The organism is Galbibacter mesophilus, from assembly GCF_023721415.1.
In the GTDB taxonomy this organism is placed as follows: domain Bacteria; phylum Bacteroidota; class Bacteroidia; order Flavobacteriales; family Flavobacteriaceae; genus Galbibacter; species Galbibacter mesophilus.
In genome coordinates this window covers 361,021-377,648 of the sequence record NZ_JAMQVC010000003.1, presented here as the reverse complement: position 1 = coordinate 377,648, position 16,628 = coordinate 361,021, and the positions used below count along the sequence as shown (strand labels likewise).

The 16,628-nt window shown below is 37.9% G+C and carries 17 protein-coding genes; 12 read left to right on the top strand and 5 right to left on the bottom strand.

Going from position 1 to position 16,628, the window contains the following annotated elements:
- Positions 1 to 12 precede the first annotated feature (12 nt).
- From crcB to NDQ75_RS13335, 4 genes are all read left to right on the top strand, one after another.
- Positions 13 to 384: a fluoride efflux transporter CrcB gene (gene crcB, locus NDQ75_RS13350; RefSeq protein WP_202029361.1), complete on the top strand. Its 372-nt coding sequence runs from the start codon at positions 13 to 15 to the stop codon at positions 382 to 384.
- A gap of 463 nt (positions 385 to 847) precedes the next feature.
- A complete protein-coding gene (locus NDQ75_RS13345; RefSeq protein ID WP_202029362.1) occupies positions 848 to 1,186 on the top strand; it encodes a P-II family nitrogen regulator in 339 nt (112 codons plus the stop codon).
- Between the two features lie 30 nt (positions 1,187 to 1,216).
- A complete protein-coding gene (locus tag NDQ75_RS13340) occupies positions 1,217 to 2,446 on the top strand; it encodes an ammonium transporter (protein WP_202029363.1) in 1,230 nt (409 codons plus the stop codon).
- Between the two features lie 137 nt (positions 2,447 to 2,583).
- On the top strand, positions 2,584 to 3,663 hold the full coding sequence (locus NDQ75_RS13335; RefSeq protein ID WP_202029364.1) for a porin: 1,080 nt from the start codon (positions 2,584 to 2,586) through the stop codon (positions 3,661 to 3,663).
- A gap of 520 nt (positions 3,664 to 4,183) precedes the next feature.
- On the opposite strand, the gene NDQ75_RS13330 is transcribed toward NDQ75_RS13335, so the two are convergent.
- Both NDQ75_RS13330 and NDQ75_RS13325 read right to left on the bottom strand, forming a co-directional pair.
- A complete protein-coding gene (locus NDQ75_RS13330; RefSeq protein ID WP_202029365.1) occupies positions 4,184 to 4,561 on the bottom strand; it encodes a PH domain-containing protein in 378 nt (125 codons plus the stop codon).
- Between the two features lie 154 nt (positions 4,562 to 4,715).
- Positions 4,716 to 5,786, bottom strand: a complete 1,071-nt coding sequence (locus NDQ75_RS13325) for a hypothetical protein (RefSeq protein ID WP_202029366.1) — start codon at positions 5,784 to 5,786, stop codon at positions 4,716 to 4,718.
- Between the two features lie 192 nt (positions 5,787 to 5,978).
- Between NDQ75_RS13325 and NDQ75_RS13320 the strand changes: the two genes are divergently transcribed.
- From NDQ75_RS13320 to NDQ75_RS13310, 3 genes are all read left to right on the top strand, one after another.
- Positions 5,979 to 6,881 (top strand): ABC transporter ATP-binding protein, encoded by a 903-nt coding sequence (locus tag NDQ75_RS13320; protein WP_202029367.1) that lies wholly within the window; start codon positions 5,979 to 5,981, stop codon positions 6,879 to 6,881.
- Entirely contained in the window at positions 6,881 to 7,711 is an 831-nt protein-coding gene (locus NDQ75_RS13315) for an ABC transporter permease (protein WP_202029368.1), read from the top strand. Before NDQ75_RS13320 ends, NDQ75_RS13315 begins: the two co-directional genes overlap by 1 nt.
- 180 nt (positions 7,712 to 7,891) lie before the next feature.
- Positions 7,892 to 10,039 carry a T9SS type B sorting domain-containing protein gene (locus tag NDQ75_RS13310; RefSeq protein ID WP_202029369.1) on the top strand — a complete coding sequence of 716 codons (2,148 nt, stop codon included), beginning with the start codon at positions 7,892 to 7,894 and terminating at the stop codon, positions 10,037 to 10,039.
- A 94-nt stretch (positions 10,040 to 10,133) separates the two neighbouring features.
- Here NDQ75_RS13310 and NDQ75_RS13305 read toward each other — a convergent pair whose 3' ends face one another.
- Entirely contained in the window at positions 10,134 to 10,346 is a 213-nt protein-coding gene (locus NDQ75_RS13305) for a hypothetical protein (protein ID WP_202029370.1), read from the bottom strand.
- A 139-nt stretch (positions 10,347 to 10,485) separates the two neighbouring features.
- Between NDQ75_RS13305 and NDQ75_RS13300 the strand changes: the two genes are divergently transcribed.
- The gene (locus NDQ75_RS13300; protein ID WP_202029371.1) at positions 10,486 to 11,025 is read left to right on the top strand and encodes a Rieske 2Fe-2S domain-containing protein; all 540 of its coding nucleotides are present in this window, start codon (positions 10,486 to 10,488) and stop codon (positions 11,023 to 11,025) included.
- 7 nt (positions 11,026 to 11,032) lie between these two features.
- Here the strand turns inward: NDQ75_RS13300 and NDQ75_RS13295 are convergent, their stop codons facing one another.
- Complete coding sequence (locus NDQ75_RS13295; protein ID WP_202029372.1) at positions 11,033 to 11,374, bottom strand: hypothetical protein; 342 nt, start codon at positions 11,372 to 11,374, stop codon at positions 11,033 to 11,035.
- Between the two features lie 31 nt (positions 11,375 to 11,405).
- Complete coding sequence (locus tag NDQ75_RS13290) at positions 11,406 to 11,645, bottom strand: DUF7218 family protein (protein ID WP_202029373.1); 240 nt, start codon at positions 11,643 to 11,645, stop codon at positions 11,406 to 11,408.
- 229 nt (positions 11,646 to 11,874) lie between these two features.
- On the opposite strand from NDQ75_RS13290, the gene udk reads away from it, so the two are divergent.
- From udk to scpA, 4 genes are all read left to right on the top strand, one after another.
- Entirely contained in the window at positions 11,875 to 12,483 is a 609-nt protein-coding gene (udk, locus tag NDQ75_RS13285; RefSeq protein ID WP_202029374.1) for a uridine kinase, read from the top strand.
- A 2-nt stretch (positions 12,484 to 12,485) separates the two neighbouring features.
- Positions 12,486 to 12,812 carry an FtsB family cell division protein gene (locus NDQ75_RS13280; RefSeq protein ID WP_202029375.1) on the top strand — a complete coding sequence of 109 codons (327 nt, stop codon included), beginning with the start codon at positions 12,486 to 12,488 and terminating at the stop codon, positions 12,810 to 12,812.
- Positions 12,813 to 12,981: 169 nt separating this feature from the next.
- Positions 12,982 to 14,358 (top strand): methylmalonyl-CoA mutase subunit beta, encoded by a 1,377-nt coding sequence (locus tag NDQ75_RS13275; protein WP_202029376.1) that lies wholly within the window; start codon positions 12,982 to 12,984, stop codon positions 14,356 to 14,358.
- Positions 14,355 to 16,475, top strand: coding sequence for a methylmalonyl-CoA mutase (gene scpA, locus NDQ75_RS13270; RefSeq protein ID WP_202029377.1), 2,121 nt, complete (start codon positions 14,355 to 14,357; stop codon positions 16,473 to 16,475). Before NDQ75_RS13275 ends, scpA begins: the two co-directional genes overlap by 4 nt.
- Positions 16,476 to 16,628: the final 153 nt, after the last annotated feature.

Genomic DNA, 16,628 nt, shown 5'->3' with positions numbered 1-16,628 from the left:
AAGTAAAATTTAATGAAGCAATTAGTACTCGTTTTTATAGGAGGAGGTTTTGGAAGCTGCTTACGTTATTTACTCGGTAAATATTTAAATGTTGCCCAAACAGGAATCCCTTATGGGACTTTTGCCGCCAATATTCTTGGAAGCCTTATTATTGGATTTATATTAGGACTTGCTGCTAAGCACCAAACGCTGTCTCAAAACCAACTCCTTTTAATCGCTACCGGTTTTTGCGGAGGTTTTACCACGTTTTCAACATTCGCATATGAAAATCATGCTTTTTTAAAAAATGGCGATCTTTTAAACTTCATATTATACGCCTCCATTACATTTATTCTAGGAATTATAGCCGTATTTTTAGGTGTTTGGCTTATTCGCTTTATATAAGCAACCTCTTTCATTTCAGAAATAAAGTATACAGTCCCACTAATTCTTAGTTGTAAAGACACATTTAATTTATCTCAAACAATCTATTAACCTTTATTCCCTATCATATATAGGTTTCACATTCTTAAGGAACGCTCGACTCCACTTGTTATCCTTCGCAGACCACTTCTTTTGGTCAATAAATTAAAATTTACATCGCTTGACAAACCTCCAAAAACACTATCAGATTCTATAGTTTTTTTAGTGAAATATCCCGCTATCTCCACTTGATTTTTGGGAGTTATTCTACCCAAACCCCTATTTACGGCATATTAAAAAAAGTAAAATACATACTTATTTTATAAACACCCCTAATTTTAAGAGGGGGTAAATTAATAATTCAATAAAAATTACCACTCAACCCCCTTTTTATTTTTCGGTAACAATTTTTTAACATAGTTTTAGGCAAACAAATCATTTAATTATGAAGAAAATTGAAGCCATTATTCGTAAATCGAAATTTGATGAAGTGCGGGATGCATTACATCAAGTAGAAGTAAACTTTTTTAGTTACTGGGATGTTACGGGAGTAGGTAACGAAAAGAAAGGCCATGTATATCGTGGTGTAAGTTACAGTACTGCCGACATCCAAAGACGTTATTTATCAATCATCGTTTCTGATGAATTTACAGAACGTACGGTTGAAGCTATCCTTAAATCAGCATATTCAGGAAATGTTGGTGATGGAAAAGTATTTGTAATTCCTGTGGAAGAAGCCTACCGAATTAGAACGAGAGAAAAAGGCACAGAATCATTAAAATAATCAAACTAAACTAACTTAAAAACAACCCTTATGGAAACAAACGTCATTGAAGCGAATGCAGTATTAGACTTGATGTGGATATTAATCGCGGGGATACTCGTGTTTTTTATGCAGGCAGGTTTTACGCTGGTAGAATCTGGATTTACCAGATCGAAAAACGTTATCAATATAGTTATGAAAAACTTTGTGGATCTTATTGTTGGTTCACTTGGTTTTTGGATTATTGGATACACCATTATGTATGGTGAATCAATAGGAAGCTTTATTGGTTCCCCATCTTTATTTTATAGTGTACGAGAAGACATGCATAATTTATTCTTTCAAACGGTATTTGCCGCTACAGCCGCTACCATAGTTTCTGGAGCTGTTGCAGAAAGAACTAAATTTTCAACATATATTATCTTCTCCTTAGTAATGACAGTAGTTATTTACCCAATCTCAGGTCACTGGGTTTGGCAAGGAGATGGATGGTTAACATCCTTAGGTTTTATTGATTTCGCAGGGTCTACTGTTGTTCACTCTGTTGGTGGATGGGCCGCTCTTGCAGCTGCTGCTTTAGTAGGACCAAGAATTGGTAAATATACTGAAGGGAAATCGAATGCGATTCCAGGTCACAACATGATGTATGGAGCGCTAGGGGTTTTCATCCTTTGGCTAGGTTGGTTCGGTTTCAACGGAGGATCGGAACTTGCCATTAGCGGAGAAAGCTCTTACAACGTTGCTGGAATTATTATCACTACTAACTTAGCTGCCGCAACTGGTGCAGTAACGGCATTGATCCTTACATGGGTTCGTTACGGGAAACCAGAAGTTTCTATGACACTTAATGGCGCATTAGCCGGTCTAGTAGGTATTACAGCTGGATGTGCTGCTGTATCTCCAACAAGTGCAGCTATCATAGGATTGATCTGCGGATTGGTAGTAGTATTCTCCATAGAATTTATAGACAAAAAACTTAAAATAGACGATCCTGTTGGAGCAATCTCTGTTCACGGTGTTTGTGGAGCATTAGGTACTTTGTTGGTAGGTGTATTCGCTATTGAAGGCGGACTTATCAACGGTGGTGGATTTGCTCAACTGGGTGTACAAGCTATTGGAGTATTAGGTATTGGAGCATGGGCTTTAATCACTTCTTTTATAGTATTGTTCATCCTTAAGAAAACAATGGGACTTCGTGTAACCAAAGAAGAAGAAATAGAAGGATTGGATATGCACGAACATGATGGCGATGCTTATCCTGACTTCACAATTGATCGTTAGTTAGTTAGTTTTTACTGGGAAAAAGAACGGAGCGGTATTTGGCGGTACGCTCCGTTCGGTAACCCGCTTAAACAGTTAACTATACGTATTTGACTCATTCAGATTTAAACCAAACAACAAATTAACTTTTACATAATATGAAAGCGATTACTAAAACAAATGTCGTAAAAAATATATTTTTTCTAGCTATTTCTTTAGTTAGTTTGAGTGCCTTCGCTCAGGAAGAAGGAGATAAGAAATTCAATTTCAGCGGTTCAGCCGATGTTTATTGGAAAACAAATTTAACAGGAACCAATCAGGCTATGGAAGATGATGAAGGCAATGTTTTTTTCAACACTCCTCCTACTTCATTTGCTAACAGAAGCGGATTCTCTCTTGGTATGGCCAACCTAATTGCCAGCTACGAGGGGGAAAAAGTAGGTTTCGTAGCCGACCTTGTTTTTGGACCACGTGGAGAAGATGCTGTATTTCTTTCTACAGGTTCTTCCAACATAGTAAACCAATTGTATGTATATTGGAATGTAAGCGAAAGCGTGCGATTAACAATGGGTAACTTTAATACCTTTTTAGGGTATGAAGTAATCTCTCCAGTGGGTAACTTTAACTACTCAACTTCATACATGTTCTCTTACGGACCATTTTCACACACTGGTATTAAAGCAGATTTTACACTTTCTGATGATTTCTCTTTAATGTTGGCTGTTATGAACAGTACCGACTTTACTGAAATTAACCTTGACGGAAGTTATACTGCTGGTGCACAATTGGGATATAAAGGACAATATTTAAATGTATTGTACGGTGCACAAACATTTGCTCCGGATAAAACGTTCCAAATTGATTATACCGGTGGATTTGATTTATCTGATGCTTTCTATTTAGGAATCAACACTACTTATAACAACACTGATGGATCTGGTTTCTACGGATTTGCATTATACCCACAAATGACAACTTCTGATAAATTCTCTATCGGTTTAAGAGGTGAATATTTCAAAGAGTTTGAAGGTGGCGTAAGTGCTTTAGGAGCTTACAATCCTGAAGGAGATGCAGATGTTTATGAATTTACATTAACTGGAAATTATACTATTAGTGACCTAACCTTAAAACCAGAGTTACGATTTGATAGCGCTTCTGAAGACATCTTCATTGATGGAGATGACGAAGCCACTGGAAGCTTAGCATCATTTTTACTTGCGGCTGTTTATTCTTTCTAACATCAATTCTTGACTTAAAATGACCAAAATGAAAATAAATTATTTGTGTACCTAGCGAAATAGAAAAGAAAAGCGTAGCCTAAACTACGGTTAGATTTTATCTTGAAGCAAGGTACAGAAAGAAATATTTTAAATAGGTTATTTTTAGCTAGAAGTGGTGTAAACCACCAAACTAAGAAGAAATTTAAAAATAGCCGTTTACTCGTTCTAAGTAGTAACCTTAGGGTTACAAAGCCTAGCGGTGGCTCCGCTAGGCTTTTTTTATTTAGTAAAGCCCTAATTTCAAAAGCTGTAAGCGAATTGAAATTTGATTGCTACTCCAACCCCGACGGAAGGAGGGGTCTCACTAAAATCAGTCAGTATTTCTTTTCCTAAACTTAAGAGCCACAGACGCCTTGTATCATGCTAACCGAAACTGCCTACGGTAGTCAAGTTAATCCCGACGAAAGGCGAGGTCTCACCAAAATTAAATACATTTCTTTTTCTCGTTCAATCTAAAAAAAACATCTTGAACGAAAAACTACATCACTTTAGTTGCCAAATAGCGTTGTACAGCATACACATCGATGCTTTTATTGAAACGTTTGCTAACGGAAGGTACATTTTCACTTGAAATCCATATTTTTAATTCCGCATCCAAATCAAATGTCCCAGCGGTTTCCAAAGAAAATCTTGATATGTTTTTATAGGGCATCGATTTATATTCCACTTTACTGCCCGTTATACCTTGAACGTCTATAAGAATCAACCGTTTGTTGGTAAACATAAAAACATCCCGAAGTAATTTAAATCCCAACTCCACCTCTTCACTTTCAATTAGAAGTCGACCGTACTTTTCTTTTAATTTCTCTACGGAAATTTCACTGGCATTTCCCAGAATTTTATTGAATAAGCCCATAATTTATATAACTGTTAATATTGTTTGCAAATTATCACAGCGTAATGTTCTCTCGAGCGCAGTCGAGAGGTCATTTGGTTCCACAACTTAAGAGAGGTCTCGACTGCGCTCGACCTGACATGTATACATGATATATTACGAATATTCGAATTTTTTAATTATCATGCAACAACCGTTTCATACTCACATCTTCGTAATTTCTACGCACAAATTCCAAGGCTACCCGAACCACCTGCCCCATGGAACGGCATCTTTTAAATTTCATATCCAACGTATAATTATAAAGCTCTGTTTTCAGTTCCTCTAAATTATCCTTGGTGGTAATATGGTCGTTCACCATGCAACGAAGTAATGCCTTTAGTCGCTTTTTAGTAGTTATAATTCTTTTTGCCAAGAGCGATCTTTCTTCCTTTTTATATTGTTCAATGGAAGCAGGCTTCAATCGTTCTTCTACCATTTTTACCATTTGATAGTTTTCTTTAAAAAACTGCGGCTTGTAAACTTTAAAATTCCCTTCGTAACATTGTTGATCAAAATCTATAGCGCGGATTTTGAAAATTACGTTATCGAAATCGTGCACGGGAATAATCACGTAATTATAGGAGCGCATATCTCCCAAAAGCCGAATCATACAGCGTTCATTAAATTTCACAAACTCCTTGGCAATCTGGCTTTTCTGCACATCAGTACAATTGGGAAGCGCGGTTTTTATAAATTCGTCACCCGGTATACCCGAAATATGCTCCTCAATAAGCGTATCATCGTAGACCGCAAAATTCATACGGTTTGGGGAAAGAATATGTTCCAGTTCGAGTCCGTACACTCTGGAAGCATCCGCTTTCTTCACATAAATATAGGTGTAATTATCATTCAAAATATTACGCACTTTAATACGGAACGGCTGTGAATTTCCGAAAGTACAGAAGTCAATAGCATCAATATTTAAATACTGAAAGATATCTTCATTTCCGTCAGAAAAAATAAGGGTATATACCTTTTTTAAATGATAATCAATCTCCGGGCGTTCAAATTCTGAATAATACACCCGAATCCATAGGGTATCGTTATCATCTTCATCGTACACCACCACAGAACCAGAGAACCGCAATAAATCGTCGTAGGAAATGGGGATTTTTGTAGTTCGGTTGTAACGCTCTAGATAAGCCAGCAAACGTTCGTTCACGGGATACGACGGTTTCTTTTTCGACATTAATTTTTCACTCATACCCAAAAAATAATAATTTAGTAAATAACCTCGTAGCAAACCTGTTCCTGTTAAACAGAAAAGCATTGAGGGGCACTTGAACTTTTGTCAAGCTATAATTCTCACTCAGATAGTCAAATTTAATCGTTATTATTGTAACAATAACAAGGCGAATTCGTCAAGTTAGTACAAACACCTCAAAATAAAAAACATTTGGAAACGATTCTCACAGTCAAAAACCTCACCAAAAAGTTTGGCTACCTCACTGCAGTCAGCGACTTATCTTTCAACATAGAAAAAGGGAATGTATACGGAATTTTAGGTCCGAACGGCAGCGGAAAGTCCACCACACTTGGTATTGTCCTCAATGTTGTAAATAAAACAACTGGTGATTTTCAATGGTTTGACGGAAGAACTTCCACGCATGAAGCCTTAAAAAAAGTTGGGGCTATTATCGAGCGACCTAACTTTTATCCGTATATGACCGCTCTTCAGAATTTAAAATTAGTATGTAAAATAAAAGAAGTTTCTGAAGAGAAAATAGAAGAGAAACTGGAATTGGTGGATTTATTGGACCGAAAGGACAGTAAATTTAGAACGTTTTCACTTGGTATGAAGCAGCGTCTCGCCATTGCCTCTGCCCTTCTCAACGACCCCGAGATATTAATTCTGGACGAACCCACTAACGGTCTCGACCCACAGGGAATTCATAAAATAAGAGAAATCATTAAAAAAATAGCGGGCACAGGAACCACTATTTTATTGGCTTCCCACCTCTTGGATGAAGTTGAAAAAGTGTGTTCGCATGTTATTATCTTAAGAAAAGGAGAAAAACTCTATTCGGGTCGCGTGGATGAAATGATTGCCAGTCACGGTTTCTTTGAACTAAAATCCAACAACGATGCGGCCTTATTAAAGGTACTGGAAAATCATCCAGCATTTGGTCGCGTTAAAAATGAAAATGGACTCATTACGGCATTTTTAAACGAACCCATGGATGCCCACACGTTTAATACTTTTATGTTTGAAAAAGGTATCGTTCTTTCTCATCTTGTAAAAAGAAAGGAAAGCCTTGAAGAACAATTTCTAACCCTCACAAAAAATACTTCCAACTGATGTTACGATTGCTACAAATTGAATCCATAAAATTATGGAACAACAGGGCAAGCCGCATTTTAATTATTGCGTACTTTGTTTTGCTCACATTTATTGCTTTTTTCGCCACTATTAAATTTGATATTGGCGACATTCATTTTCAGTTAGCCGACCAAGGTATATTCAATTTCCCTTATATCTGGCATTTCAACACCTATATTGCATCGTTTTTTAAACTTTTCTTGGCCATCGTTATTGTTTCTATGATGTCTAACGAATACAGCAACAAAACCATAAAACAAAACCTAATAGATGGTTTGAGCAAGAAAGAATTTATCCTTTCTAAATTTATTACTGTGTTGGTTTTTTCCGCAGTATCTACTGTTTTTATTTTTGTGGTTTCATTTATACTCGGACTTATTTTTTCCGACTATAACGAACTCAGCATCATTTTCTCGGACCTTGAGTACTTGATAGCGTTTTTTGTAAAGCTATTGGGGTTCTTTTCATTTTGTTTGTTTTTAGGCATTTTCGTAAAACGTTCTGCTTTTGCTTTAGGTTTTCTTATTCTATGGCAAGTGGTGGAAGGTATTGTTTACGGACTCATACGTTGGCAAACCACTGATGTTGTCACCCAAAAAATCACTCAGTTCTTTCCGCTAGAAGCCATGAGCAACCTCATCAAAGAACCTTTTAGTCGGTTAGGTGCGGTACAATCCGTTGCCAACCAGATTGGGGAGTCGTACGTAAAGGACTACAGCGTTCACTGGTATGAAATTTTTATTGTTTTACTATGGACGTTTGTATTTATTTACTTATCTTATAGTATCCTAAAAAAGCGTGATTTATAATGGCTTTTACTCAACTTTAGTTATTATCAACAATAAATCACAACCTTTTTTAAGACATCCTGAAACAAATCCCGCACACCTGCAGAAGGAATTAGTTCTGCTTGGAAAATGAAACACCCAAAAGTGATTGCATTTTTCAAACCCGCTTCTTTAGGGATTGTTTAATAAATACATTAAGCCATGCGAATTTTTTGCTCATTGACGGTGAATATCGTGCTTTTAGCTTTCTCTCAACACATTTTATCTCAAAATGAAATGCCCAATGACTGTAAGAATGCCATTACAGTTTGTGGCAGCAGCAAAATAAGTAGTAACGCCAATGGCCAAGGGCTACAGGAGCTACGCTCTAACAACGCTTGCGCCAGCTTTGAGCATAATAGCTTGTGGCTAAAAGTTAATATTGTAAGAGAGGGTACCTTGGGTTTTACATTGCGACCTACATCTAAGAATCTGGAGGTGGATTATGACTTTTTTATCTTCGGACCTACTTCAGACTGCGATAATCTTGGCACCTCAATACGATGCTCTACTACCAATCCTATAGATGCCGGACTAACATCCAACGTTACAGGTATGAACGACCAAGAAACCGATTTGGCTGAAGGCCCAGGAGAATTGGGAAATAGCTTTGTAAAATCTTTAGATGTTCAGGTAGGCGACACTTATTATATTGTTATAGACCGCCCCATTGGCGATAGCGCCTTTGAAATTGATTGGACGGGAACTTCACTCGTTGGTGGCTCACCCTTCCCTCCTATGCCCATGGCAAATAGCATTCCAAACGAAAGAATATGCAACGACTCGGGTGTTTACACTGTAGATTTGGATAGTTTTTCAGACAAAATTAATACCGAACCTACCAATACGGTTACTTATTTTGAAAATGAAATGGATGCAAGTGATGATATTGCACCCTTAGAAAACACTTTAACCCTAAACAACGAAAGCAAAACTATTTACGCGCGGGTTACCAATGTAAATGGTTGTTTCGATATTACTAATTTCACCATTGCATCCTATAAAAGTCCGGAAGCGGTAAACGCCACTCTCACCCAGTGCGATTTGGATGTAGCTAATTCCACGGATGGTATTACTGTATTTAATTTAAACCAAGCAAATTCGTTAATTACTAGCGACGCGAATACTACCACGACGTATTACCTTTCCGTAAACGATCGTGTCAACAATACACCAATTCAAAACCCAGACAAATTTACAGGACAAGAGGGGCAGGTTATTTCTGCAACCGTTCGCAACAGTAATCAATGTCGCAAAGATGTAGAACTTACGCTTAGCGTGAAAAGCACCACGGCAAGCTTGCAAAAAATGGGGCCTTATTTTTCTTGTGATATGGATAAAAATGATGCCATGGTCGCGGGGAGTTTCAATATAGATGAGATTAAAAATAGAGCCTATCCAAATTTAGACGTATCCCTTTTCAACAGTCGCGAAGATGCTTCTTTGGAATTAAATGAAATTACTTCCGAAGTAATTACTACGGAAAGTACTACTTTATATGTTCGTATAGAGGATAATAACCAATGCCAAGACGTGGAAGAATTACGTTTGGTTGTTGATGAAATACCGGAAATTGAACTACCCAAAGCCATTCCTACCTTATGTCTTAACAATCCTACTGTAACTATTGCTGCCAATGGCGGATTGAGTTCCTACCAATGGAGTTTGATAAAGGATGATGGTACCGAAGAGGTGGTAAGCAATAGTCAAGTTGCAACACTTACCGAAGTTGGCGAATACATTTTGGAGGTAGAACAAAATTATACTTCTTTTGGCGTAAACCGAAGCTGTAGCAATTCGGAAAAATTTACGGTAAACCCTTCCAATGTGGCAAAATTCAATTCTGAACCCATTGTGGAAGATATTTCTGATAATAACAGAATTACCGTACTTGTAGAAGGCGAAGGTGATTATGAATATAGCTTAAACGATATTTCTGGTCCCTATCAAGACAGCAACGAATTTAATGATGTTCCAAAAGGATTTGTAGAAGTTTATGTACGTGATAAAAATGGTTGCGGTGTGGTATCGAAGACCATATCTGTTATCGGTTACAATAAATTCTTTACGCCAAATGGTGATAATGTAAATGATTACTGGCAGCTGGCTGGTATTAATGCGGTTACACAGGCAAATTCCGCTATTTATATTTTTGATCGTCACGGCAGGCTTATAAAAGAGCTTGATCCAAAAGGCATAGGTTGGGATGGAACTTGCAACGGAGTTATGCTCCCCTCAACGGATTATTGGTTTCGGGTATTGCTTGAAGACGGCCGAGAGTTTAAAGGGCATTTTAGCTTAAAACGATAATTTTTACAAAGCTCCCCAAAATTTAAACAACCTCTGCAATGACTTCTCCAAGTCATGCAAAGCCTTCTCTTACCTCTGCAACGTCATCTCCAAGTCATGCAAAGCCTTCTCCTACCTCTGCAACGACCTCTCCAAGTCGTGCAAAGCCATCTCCTACCTCTGCAATGACATCTCCAAGTCGTGCAAAGCCTTCTCCTACCTCTGCAACGTCATCTCCAAGTCGTGCAAAGCCATCTGGAAGTTGTGCAAAAACATTTGAGATTCCACTCCACCCTGCTTCAAATAGCTTTTCAACAGAAGGACACAAAAGTAGATGATAAAGATTTTTAAATTCTACAAGTGCTTAATTCAAACACAGTCAAAAAAACAGTCATTCTAAAATTGATTTTTAATCGTTATATTTAACCGCCCAAAACGATAAGACCTACTTTAAAACCTAACATGTTATGGAAAGAAAAAAATTCCTTCGATCCCTTGGCGCCGGTGCAGCTTTTGCACTTGTTTTCCCTTGCGTAAGTTGTTCCAGCAATGCATCTGATGATGTTGACGAAGTAATGGGAGGCGATCCAAACGCCGAAAATCCAGACGAAGAAACTCCAGATACTGGCGGTGATGGCGATGGAGAACAAGGAAATGGAGAGCAAGGCGGTGGGGACGGCACGCCTGAAAAAGTAGATTTTACTATAGATCTCACTTCGGAAGAAGCGGAACCTTTAAAAGATAAAGGTGGGTATATTATTAAAAATGAAATTGTAATTGCCCGCAATCTGGAAGGTAACTTTGTTGCAGCTACGCGTGAGTGTCCGCATGAAGGAAATTTCCAAATTGTTTACGAGAAAGATGGAACTGATGAAGCGTTTTCTTGCAGTGTCCACGGTTCGAGATACAACCTTAGCGGAACGCCTACAAACAACGTCACCAGTAACACCCTTTACATTTACAAAACGGAATTGAACGGAGATATTCTACGTATTTACGAAGAATAACATCCGCTTAAACTGCTTTATCCAAATGTTTGGAAGCAGCGTTTTGAATAACATTTTCACAGTCTGAAATAAGCTTTTTCAACATAAAAATTAATCCGTTTAGCGCTTTACTGTCTGCATATTCGCTAATAAAGGTTTCGGTCTCCTGTACACAATACGCACAATGCTTTGTGGTGAAATGGTTCTGGGCTTTCAATAGTTGAATGTTGATTTCGTACAATTCAATCAAATTGTTTACAGCGCTTTCAAAAGCCTCATCTTTCTTTTCTGAAGAAGTTTTCATCGATTGTTGCATCAATTGTATGCACTTTTCGTTGGTTTGCTTACATTCTAACAATATATTTTTCATGACTCAGTTGATTAGTAGTTAACTTGTTAATTTAATTAGACCGTAAAGCTTTTATCAGCTCCTTCTTATTCATTTTAGAACGGCCATCGATGCCAACATTTTTGGCCTGCTCATACAATTCATCTTTTGTCCACTCTTCATATTTCTTCGCTTTACCTCCTTTTTTTCCAGCGTCTGGCGTGTTGGCTATCCTAGCGGACTTCTCTTTGCTGTAGCCTTGTTCCCGTAAGGCTTCATACTGCTCCTCATTCTTTATCCTTGGATTTGGCATGTTTTCTTTTCTTTTAAGGTTGTACAAATACAATTTCTTCAGTAATTACTCTTAAAATTACAAAACCACGATGCGGAAGACAATACATAAAAAGCTATTTATGAGATATTTAATACTCTTTTTTTATTCCTTTAACACGGCTCCGTTTTACCCACAACTGTTTATATCTTCTGTTATATATATTACATAGAAGGTCTAATTTTTCTATTTTTGTAAAAAATAAAACTATATGCTCATCATAGGAATTGCTGGAGGAACTGGCTGCGGAAAAACAACCGTGGTCAATCAGATAATAAATGAACTACCGCTGGACGAAGTGGGGGTGCTTTCTCAGGATTCTTATTACAACGACACCTCACACCTAAGTTATGAGGAACGTACCAAGATAAATTTTGATCATCCAAGGGCTATCGATTTCGACCTTCTGTACAAACATTTGGAAGACCTTAGAAATAATAAAACCATCGAGCAACCGGTATATTCGTTTGTAAAACATAACCGCACCAAAGATGTTATTATTACGCATCCGCGAAAGGTGATGATTGTTGAAGGAATATTAATTTTAACCAACCCGAAAGTACGCGAGCTGTTTGATATTAAAATTTTTGTACACGCCGATTCCGATGAGCGATTGATCCGCAGGATTAAAAGGGATATTTCTGAAAGAGGAAGGGATATAAATGAAGTTTTAGAACGTTACCAATCTACCCTCAAACCCATGCACCAACAGTTTATAGAACCTACCAAAGAATTTGCGGATATAATAATCCCTAATAATAGATACAATACGGTAGCCGTTGATATAGTGCGGACTATTATAAACGAACGCCTTTTGTAATTATGAAATTAAAAGAACTGCGAAAATCAAAATGGTTTCGGTTTTTCAGCAACATTTATGTGCTGGTACTTACTTTTTTTGTGATTTGGATGTTGTTTTTTGACACCAACTCCTATTGGTTCACCCACAGGGAACTCAACAAGGAAATTGAAAAATTAGAAGAACAAAAATATCACTTGAAAGAGGCTATAGAAAAAGATAAAGCCACTTTGAAAAAACTGAATAGCCAAGAAGAACTGGAAAAATTTGCTCGGGAAGAATACTATCTAAAAAAAGAAAATGAAGAAATTTATTTAATAGAATATGAAGATAGTTTAGACACCGATTAAGAATTCTTTTAAAAGTAAACAGCCTCGGTGCCAGCTTGGATTTACCGGTCAGGCAGGCAACCGAAATATTGAATCAAAGATCCCGACGCTGCGGTCGGGATTAGCCTGCCTACCTGCGGTGAGCAGGCAGGTTTAACTTACAATTTTCATAAAAACGCAACTAACTGTTATGAGTAATTCTCTTTTTAACGAATTTCCAAAAATCACTGCCAAACAGTGGAAACAAAAAATTCAGTTTGAATTAAAAGGCGAAGATTACAACGAAACACTCGTTACCAAAACTCCAGAAGGTATTCATATAAAGCCTTTTTACAATCAGGAAGATTTACCGGAAAATATAAGTAGTAACCCAAACCCCGCATGGAGAACTTGCGAAAAGGTTTTTGCGGGAAATGCGGCTAGTGCCAATAAGAAAATTTTAAATTCGGTTGACAAAGGAGCAGAAAGTATCCTTTTGATTTTCCCTTCGGAAGAAATAGCTTTAAATGAATTATTGCAAAACGTTCCTCTCGAAGAGGTCGCCATCCATGTTCAAATGGATTTTTTATCCGTAGATTTTATCAAAAAACTGATTGAAATAACGGAAAACAAAAATGCTTCCGTCTTTTTGCAACTCGACATTATTGGAAATTTGGCAAGAAGCGGAAATTGGTTTTTCAATAAAGAGAAAGACACTGAGCTGTTTTATGAAATTCAAGAAATAGTTAAAGCACATCAGCATGTAACATCTTCCCTTTCCATTGACACCAATTTGTATCAAAATGCGGGCGCCAATATGTTGCAACAGCTCGCTTATGGTATTGCCCATGCCAATGAATACCTTAACTTAAATGATCAATTAGTTTCAAATATAACTTTCAAAACAAGTCTTGGCAGTCATTACTTTTTTGAAATCGCCAAATTAAAAGCACTTAGAAAACTTTGGGAGGCCTTGGCTACAGAATATCAAATTGATGGGAGTTGCTATTTATTTTGCACCCCTTCCAAACGCAACAAAACCATTTACGACTATAATGTAAACATGTTGCGCACCACTACGGAATATATGAGCGCGATTTTGGGTGGTGGAAATACTATTTGTACGCTTCCATATGATTATATGTATCACAAAGACAACGAGTTTGCTTCGAGAATCGCTAGAAATCAATTATTGATTTTAAAGCATGAAAGCTATTTCGATAAAGTTTTAAATCCGGTTGACGGAACGTATTACATAGAATCTTTAACGGAAGAACTTACTGAACAAGCTTTGAAATTATTTAAAAGTATTGAAGCTGGCGGAGGTTTTCTAAAACATTTAAAAGAGCATACAATTCAGAAAAAAATAAAAGAAAGTGCTGCTCTGGAAAATGAAGCCTTTCTTCAAAAAGAAAAGATTTTGGTGGGCTCCAACAAATATGAAAACAAAGAAGATCGAATGCAGAACGACTTGGAGCTGTACCCTTTTGTAAAGTTTGAGCCACGAAAGACGCTTTTAGAACCTATCATTGAAAAGAGATTGGCAGAAGAAGTGGAAAAAGAACGCTTAAAAAACGAATCGAAATGAAACGTAGGGATGTACAAAATATAAAGCTTGGAAAAGTTTCAGAAGTTGAAAGTACGGAAACAACGGCATTTCAAACCGCTGAAAAAATTGATTTGAAATCGGTTTACAAGAAGCACACTGCGGAAGACTTGGAACACCTTGATTTTGCTGCTGGTTTCCCTCCTTTTTTACGAGGACCCTATTCCACCATGTATGTAAAAAGGCCTTGGACGATACGCCAATATGCTGGTTTTTCTACTGCGGAAGAAAGCAATGCTTTTTATAGAAGAAATTTAGAAGCGGGACAAAAAGGACTTTCCGTTGCATTCGATTTAGCAACGCACCGCGGTTACGACTCCGATCATCCACGCGTGGAAGGCGATGTGGGAAAGGCCGGAGTAGCTATCGACTCGGTGGAAGACATGAAAATACTTTTTGACCAGATTCCGCTGGATAAAATGTCGGTTTCCATGACCATGAACGGTGCGGTTTTGCCCATCATGGCTTTTTATATTGTTGCTGCGGAAGAGCAAGGCGTTGCTACTGAAAAATTATCCGGAACCATACAAAATGACATTTTAAAAGAATTCATGGTACGGAATACCTATATCTACCCTCCTACTCCTTCCATGAAAATTATTGCTGATATTTTTGAATATACCAGCAACCATATGCCGAAATTTAACAGCATTAGTATTTCGGGTTACCACATGCAAGAAGCAGGTGCTACCGCAGATATTGAATTGGCATATACCCTCGCAGACGGACTGGAATATATAAAAACGGGAATTGAAGCCGGAATGGACATTGATACTTTTGCTCCCCGACTATCCTTCTTCTGGGCAATCGGAATGAACCATTTTATGGAAATCGCAAAAATGCGAGCAGGCCGTATGTTATGGGCGAAACTGGTAAAGCGTTTCAATCCGAAGAATGAAAAATCATTATCGCTACGCACCCATTGCCAAACCAGCGGATGGAGTTTAACCGAACAAGACCCATTTAACAATGTTGCGCGTACCTGTATTGAAGCGGCTGCTGCGGCCTTCGGCGGAACACAATCCTTGCACACCAACGCTTTGGATGAAGCCATAGCCTTACCAACAGATTTTTCAGCACGTATTGCCAGAAACACACAATTGTTTCTTCAACAGGAAACAGGTATCACCAAAACGGTAGATCCATGGGCGGGAAGTTATTATGTGGAAAGCTTAACCCATGAGATTGCACAAAAAGCTTGGAAACTCATTGAAGAAGTAGAAGAATTGGGAGGTATGACGAAAGCAATAGAAGCTGGTATCCCAAAAATGAGAATTGAACAGGCAGCTGCCCGTAAACAAGCTAGAATAGATAGTAACCGGGACGTAATTGTAGGCGTAAATAAATACCGTTTGAAAAAGGAAGACCCGCTACAAATATTGGAAGTGGACAACCAACAAGTGAGAAAGCAACAAATGGAGCGCCTTGAAAAAATAAAATCCAGCAGAGATGAAAACGCAGTAAAATCTTCGCTCTTAAAATTATCACAATCCGCCCAATCAGGCAAAGGAAATTTATTAGCTTTAGCCGTGGATGCTGCTAGAAACAGAGCCACATTGGGTGAAATTTCTTCAGCATTGGAAGAAGTTTACGGAAGATACAAAGCAAAAATTCAATCCTTTAGCGGGGTTTATTCAAAAGAAGTGAAAAACGATAAAAGTTTCGAAAAAGCACAGGAATTAGCTGATAAATTTGCAGCACAAGACGGACGAAGGCCGAGAATTCTTATTGCCAAAATGGGACAAGATGGACACGACCGTGGTGCAAAAGTAGTTGCCACAGGCTACGCCGACGTTGGTTTCGACGTGGATATAGGTCCGCTTTTTCAAACTCCGCAAGAAGCTGCAAAGCAAGCCATGGAAAATGATGTTCATGTTTTAGGAGTCTCTTCTTTGGCTGGCGGTCATAAAACGCTGGTACCAAAAGTTATAGAAGAATTGAAAAAATATGGCAGGGAAGACATCATGGTTATCGTTGGTGGTGTAATCCCCAAACAAGATTATCAATTTCTGTTTGACGCTGGAGCGGTAGCTGTCTTTGGCCCCGGAACAAAAATAAGTGATGCCGCGATTACAATTTTGGAGATTTTGATAGATTAATGTTTTGCTAGATGCCTGATGTAGGAAGCTGGGTGTTGGGTGCTGAGTTTTGAAAGCTTTAGGCTATAAGCAGTAGGCCGAACAACTTTGAACGTTTGAACACTTTAACCTTTGAACATAAAAAAACTAAAAAAATGAAACATCCATGGCTAT

What these genes read in the sequence shown, in the direction of transcription:
- crcB (WP_202029361.1), top strand. Translation starts at nt 13, where the DNA reads ATGAAGCAATTAGTACTCGTTTTTATAGGAGGAGGTTTTGGAAGCTGC.
- NDQ75_RS13345 (WP_202029362.1), top strand. Translation starts at nt 848, where the DNA reads ATGAAGAAAATTGAAGCCATTATTCGTAAATCGAAATTTGATGAAGTG.
- NDQ75_RS13340 (WP_202029363.1), top strand. Translation starts at nt 1,217, where the DNA reads ATGGAAACAAACGTCATTGAAGCGAATGCAGTATTAGACTTGATGTGG.
- NDQ75_RS13335 (WP_202029364.1), top strand. Translation starts at nt 2,584, where the DNA reads ATGAAAGCGATTACTAAAACAAATGTCGTAAAAAATATATTTTTTCTA.
- NDQ75_RS13330 (WP_202029365.1), bottom strand. Translation starts at nt 4,561, where the DNA reads ATGGGCTTATTCAATAAAATTCTGGGAAATGCCAGTGAAATTTCCGTA.
- NDQ75_RS13325 (WP_202029366.1), bottom strand. Translation starts at nt 5,786, where the DNA reads ATGAGTGAAAAATTAATGTCGAAAAAGAAACCGTCGTATCCCGTGAAC.
- NDQ75_RS13315 (WP_202029368.1), top strand. Translation starts at nt 6,881, where the DNA reads ATGTTACGATTGCTACAAATTGAATCCATAAAATTATGGAACAACAGG.
- NDQ75_RS13310 (WP_202029369.1), top strand. Translation starts at nt 7,892, where the DNA reads ATGCGAATTTTTTGCTCATTGACGGTGAATATCGTGCTTTTAGCTTTC.
- NDQ75_RS13300 (WP_202029371.1), top strand. Translation starts at nt 10,486, where the DNA reads ATGGAAAGAAAAAAATTCCTTCGATCCCTTGGCGCCGGTGCAGCTTTT.
- NDQ75_RS13295 (WP_202029372.1), bottom strand. Translation starts at nt 11,374, where the DNA reads ATGAAAAATATATTGTTAGAATGTAAGCAAACCAACGAAAAGTGCATA.
- NDQ75_RS13290 (WP_202029373.1), bottom strand. Translation starts at nt 11,645, where the DNA reads ATGCCAAATCCAAGGATAAAGAATGAGGAGCAGTATGAAGCCTTACGG.
- udk (WP_202029374.1), top strand. Translation starts at nt 11,875, where the DNA reads ATGCTCATCATAGGAATTGCTGGAGGAACTGGCTGCGGAAAAACAACC.
- NDQ75_RS13280 (WP_202029375.1), top strand. Translation starts at nt 12,486, where the DNA reads ATGAAATTAAAAGAACTGCGAAAATCAAAATGGTTTCGGTTTTTCAGC.
- NDQ75_RS13275 (WP_202029376.1), top strand. Translation starts at nt 12,982, where the DNA reads ATGAGTAATTCTCTTTTTAACGAATTTCCAAAAATCACTGCCAAACAG.
- scpA (WP_202029377.1), top strand. Translation starts at nt 14,355, where the DNA reads ATGAAACGTAGGGATGTACAAAATATAAAGCTTGGAAAAGTTTCAGAA.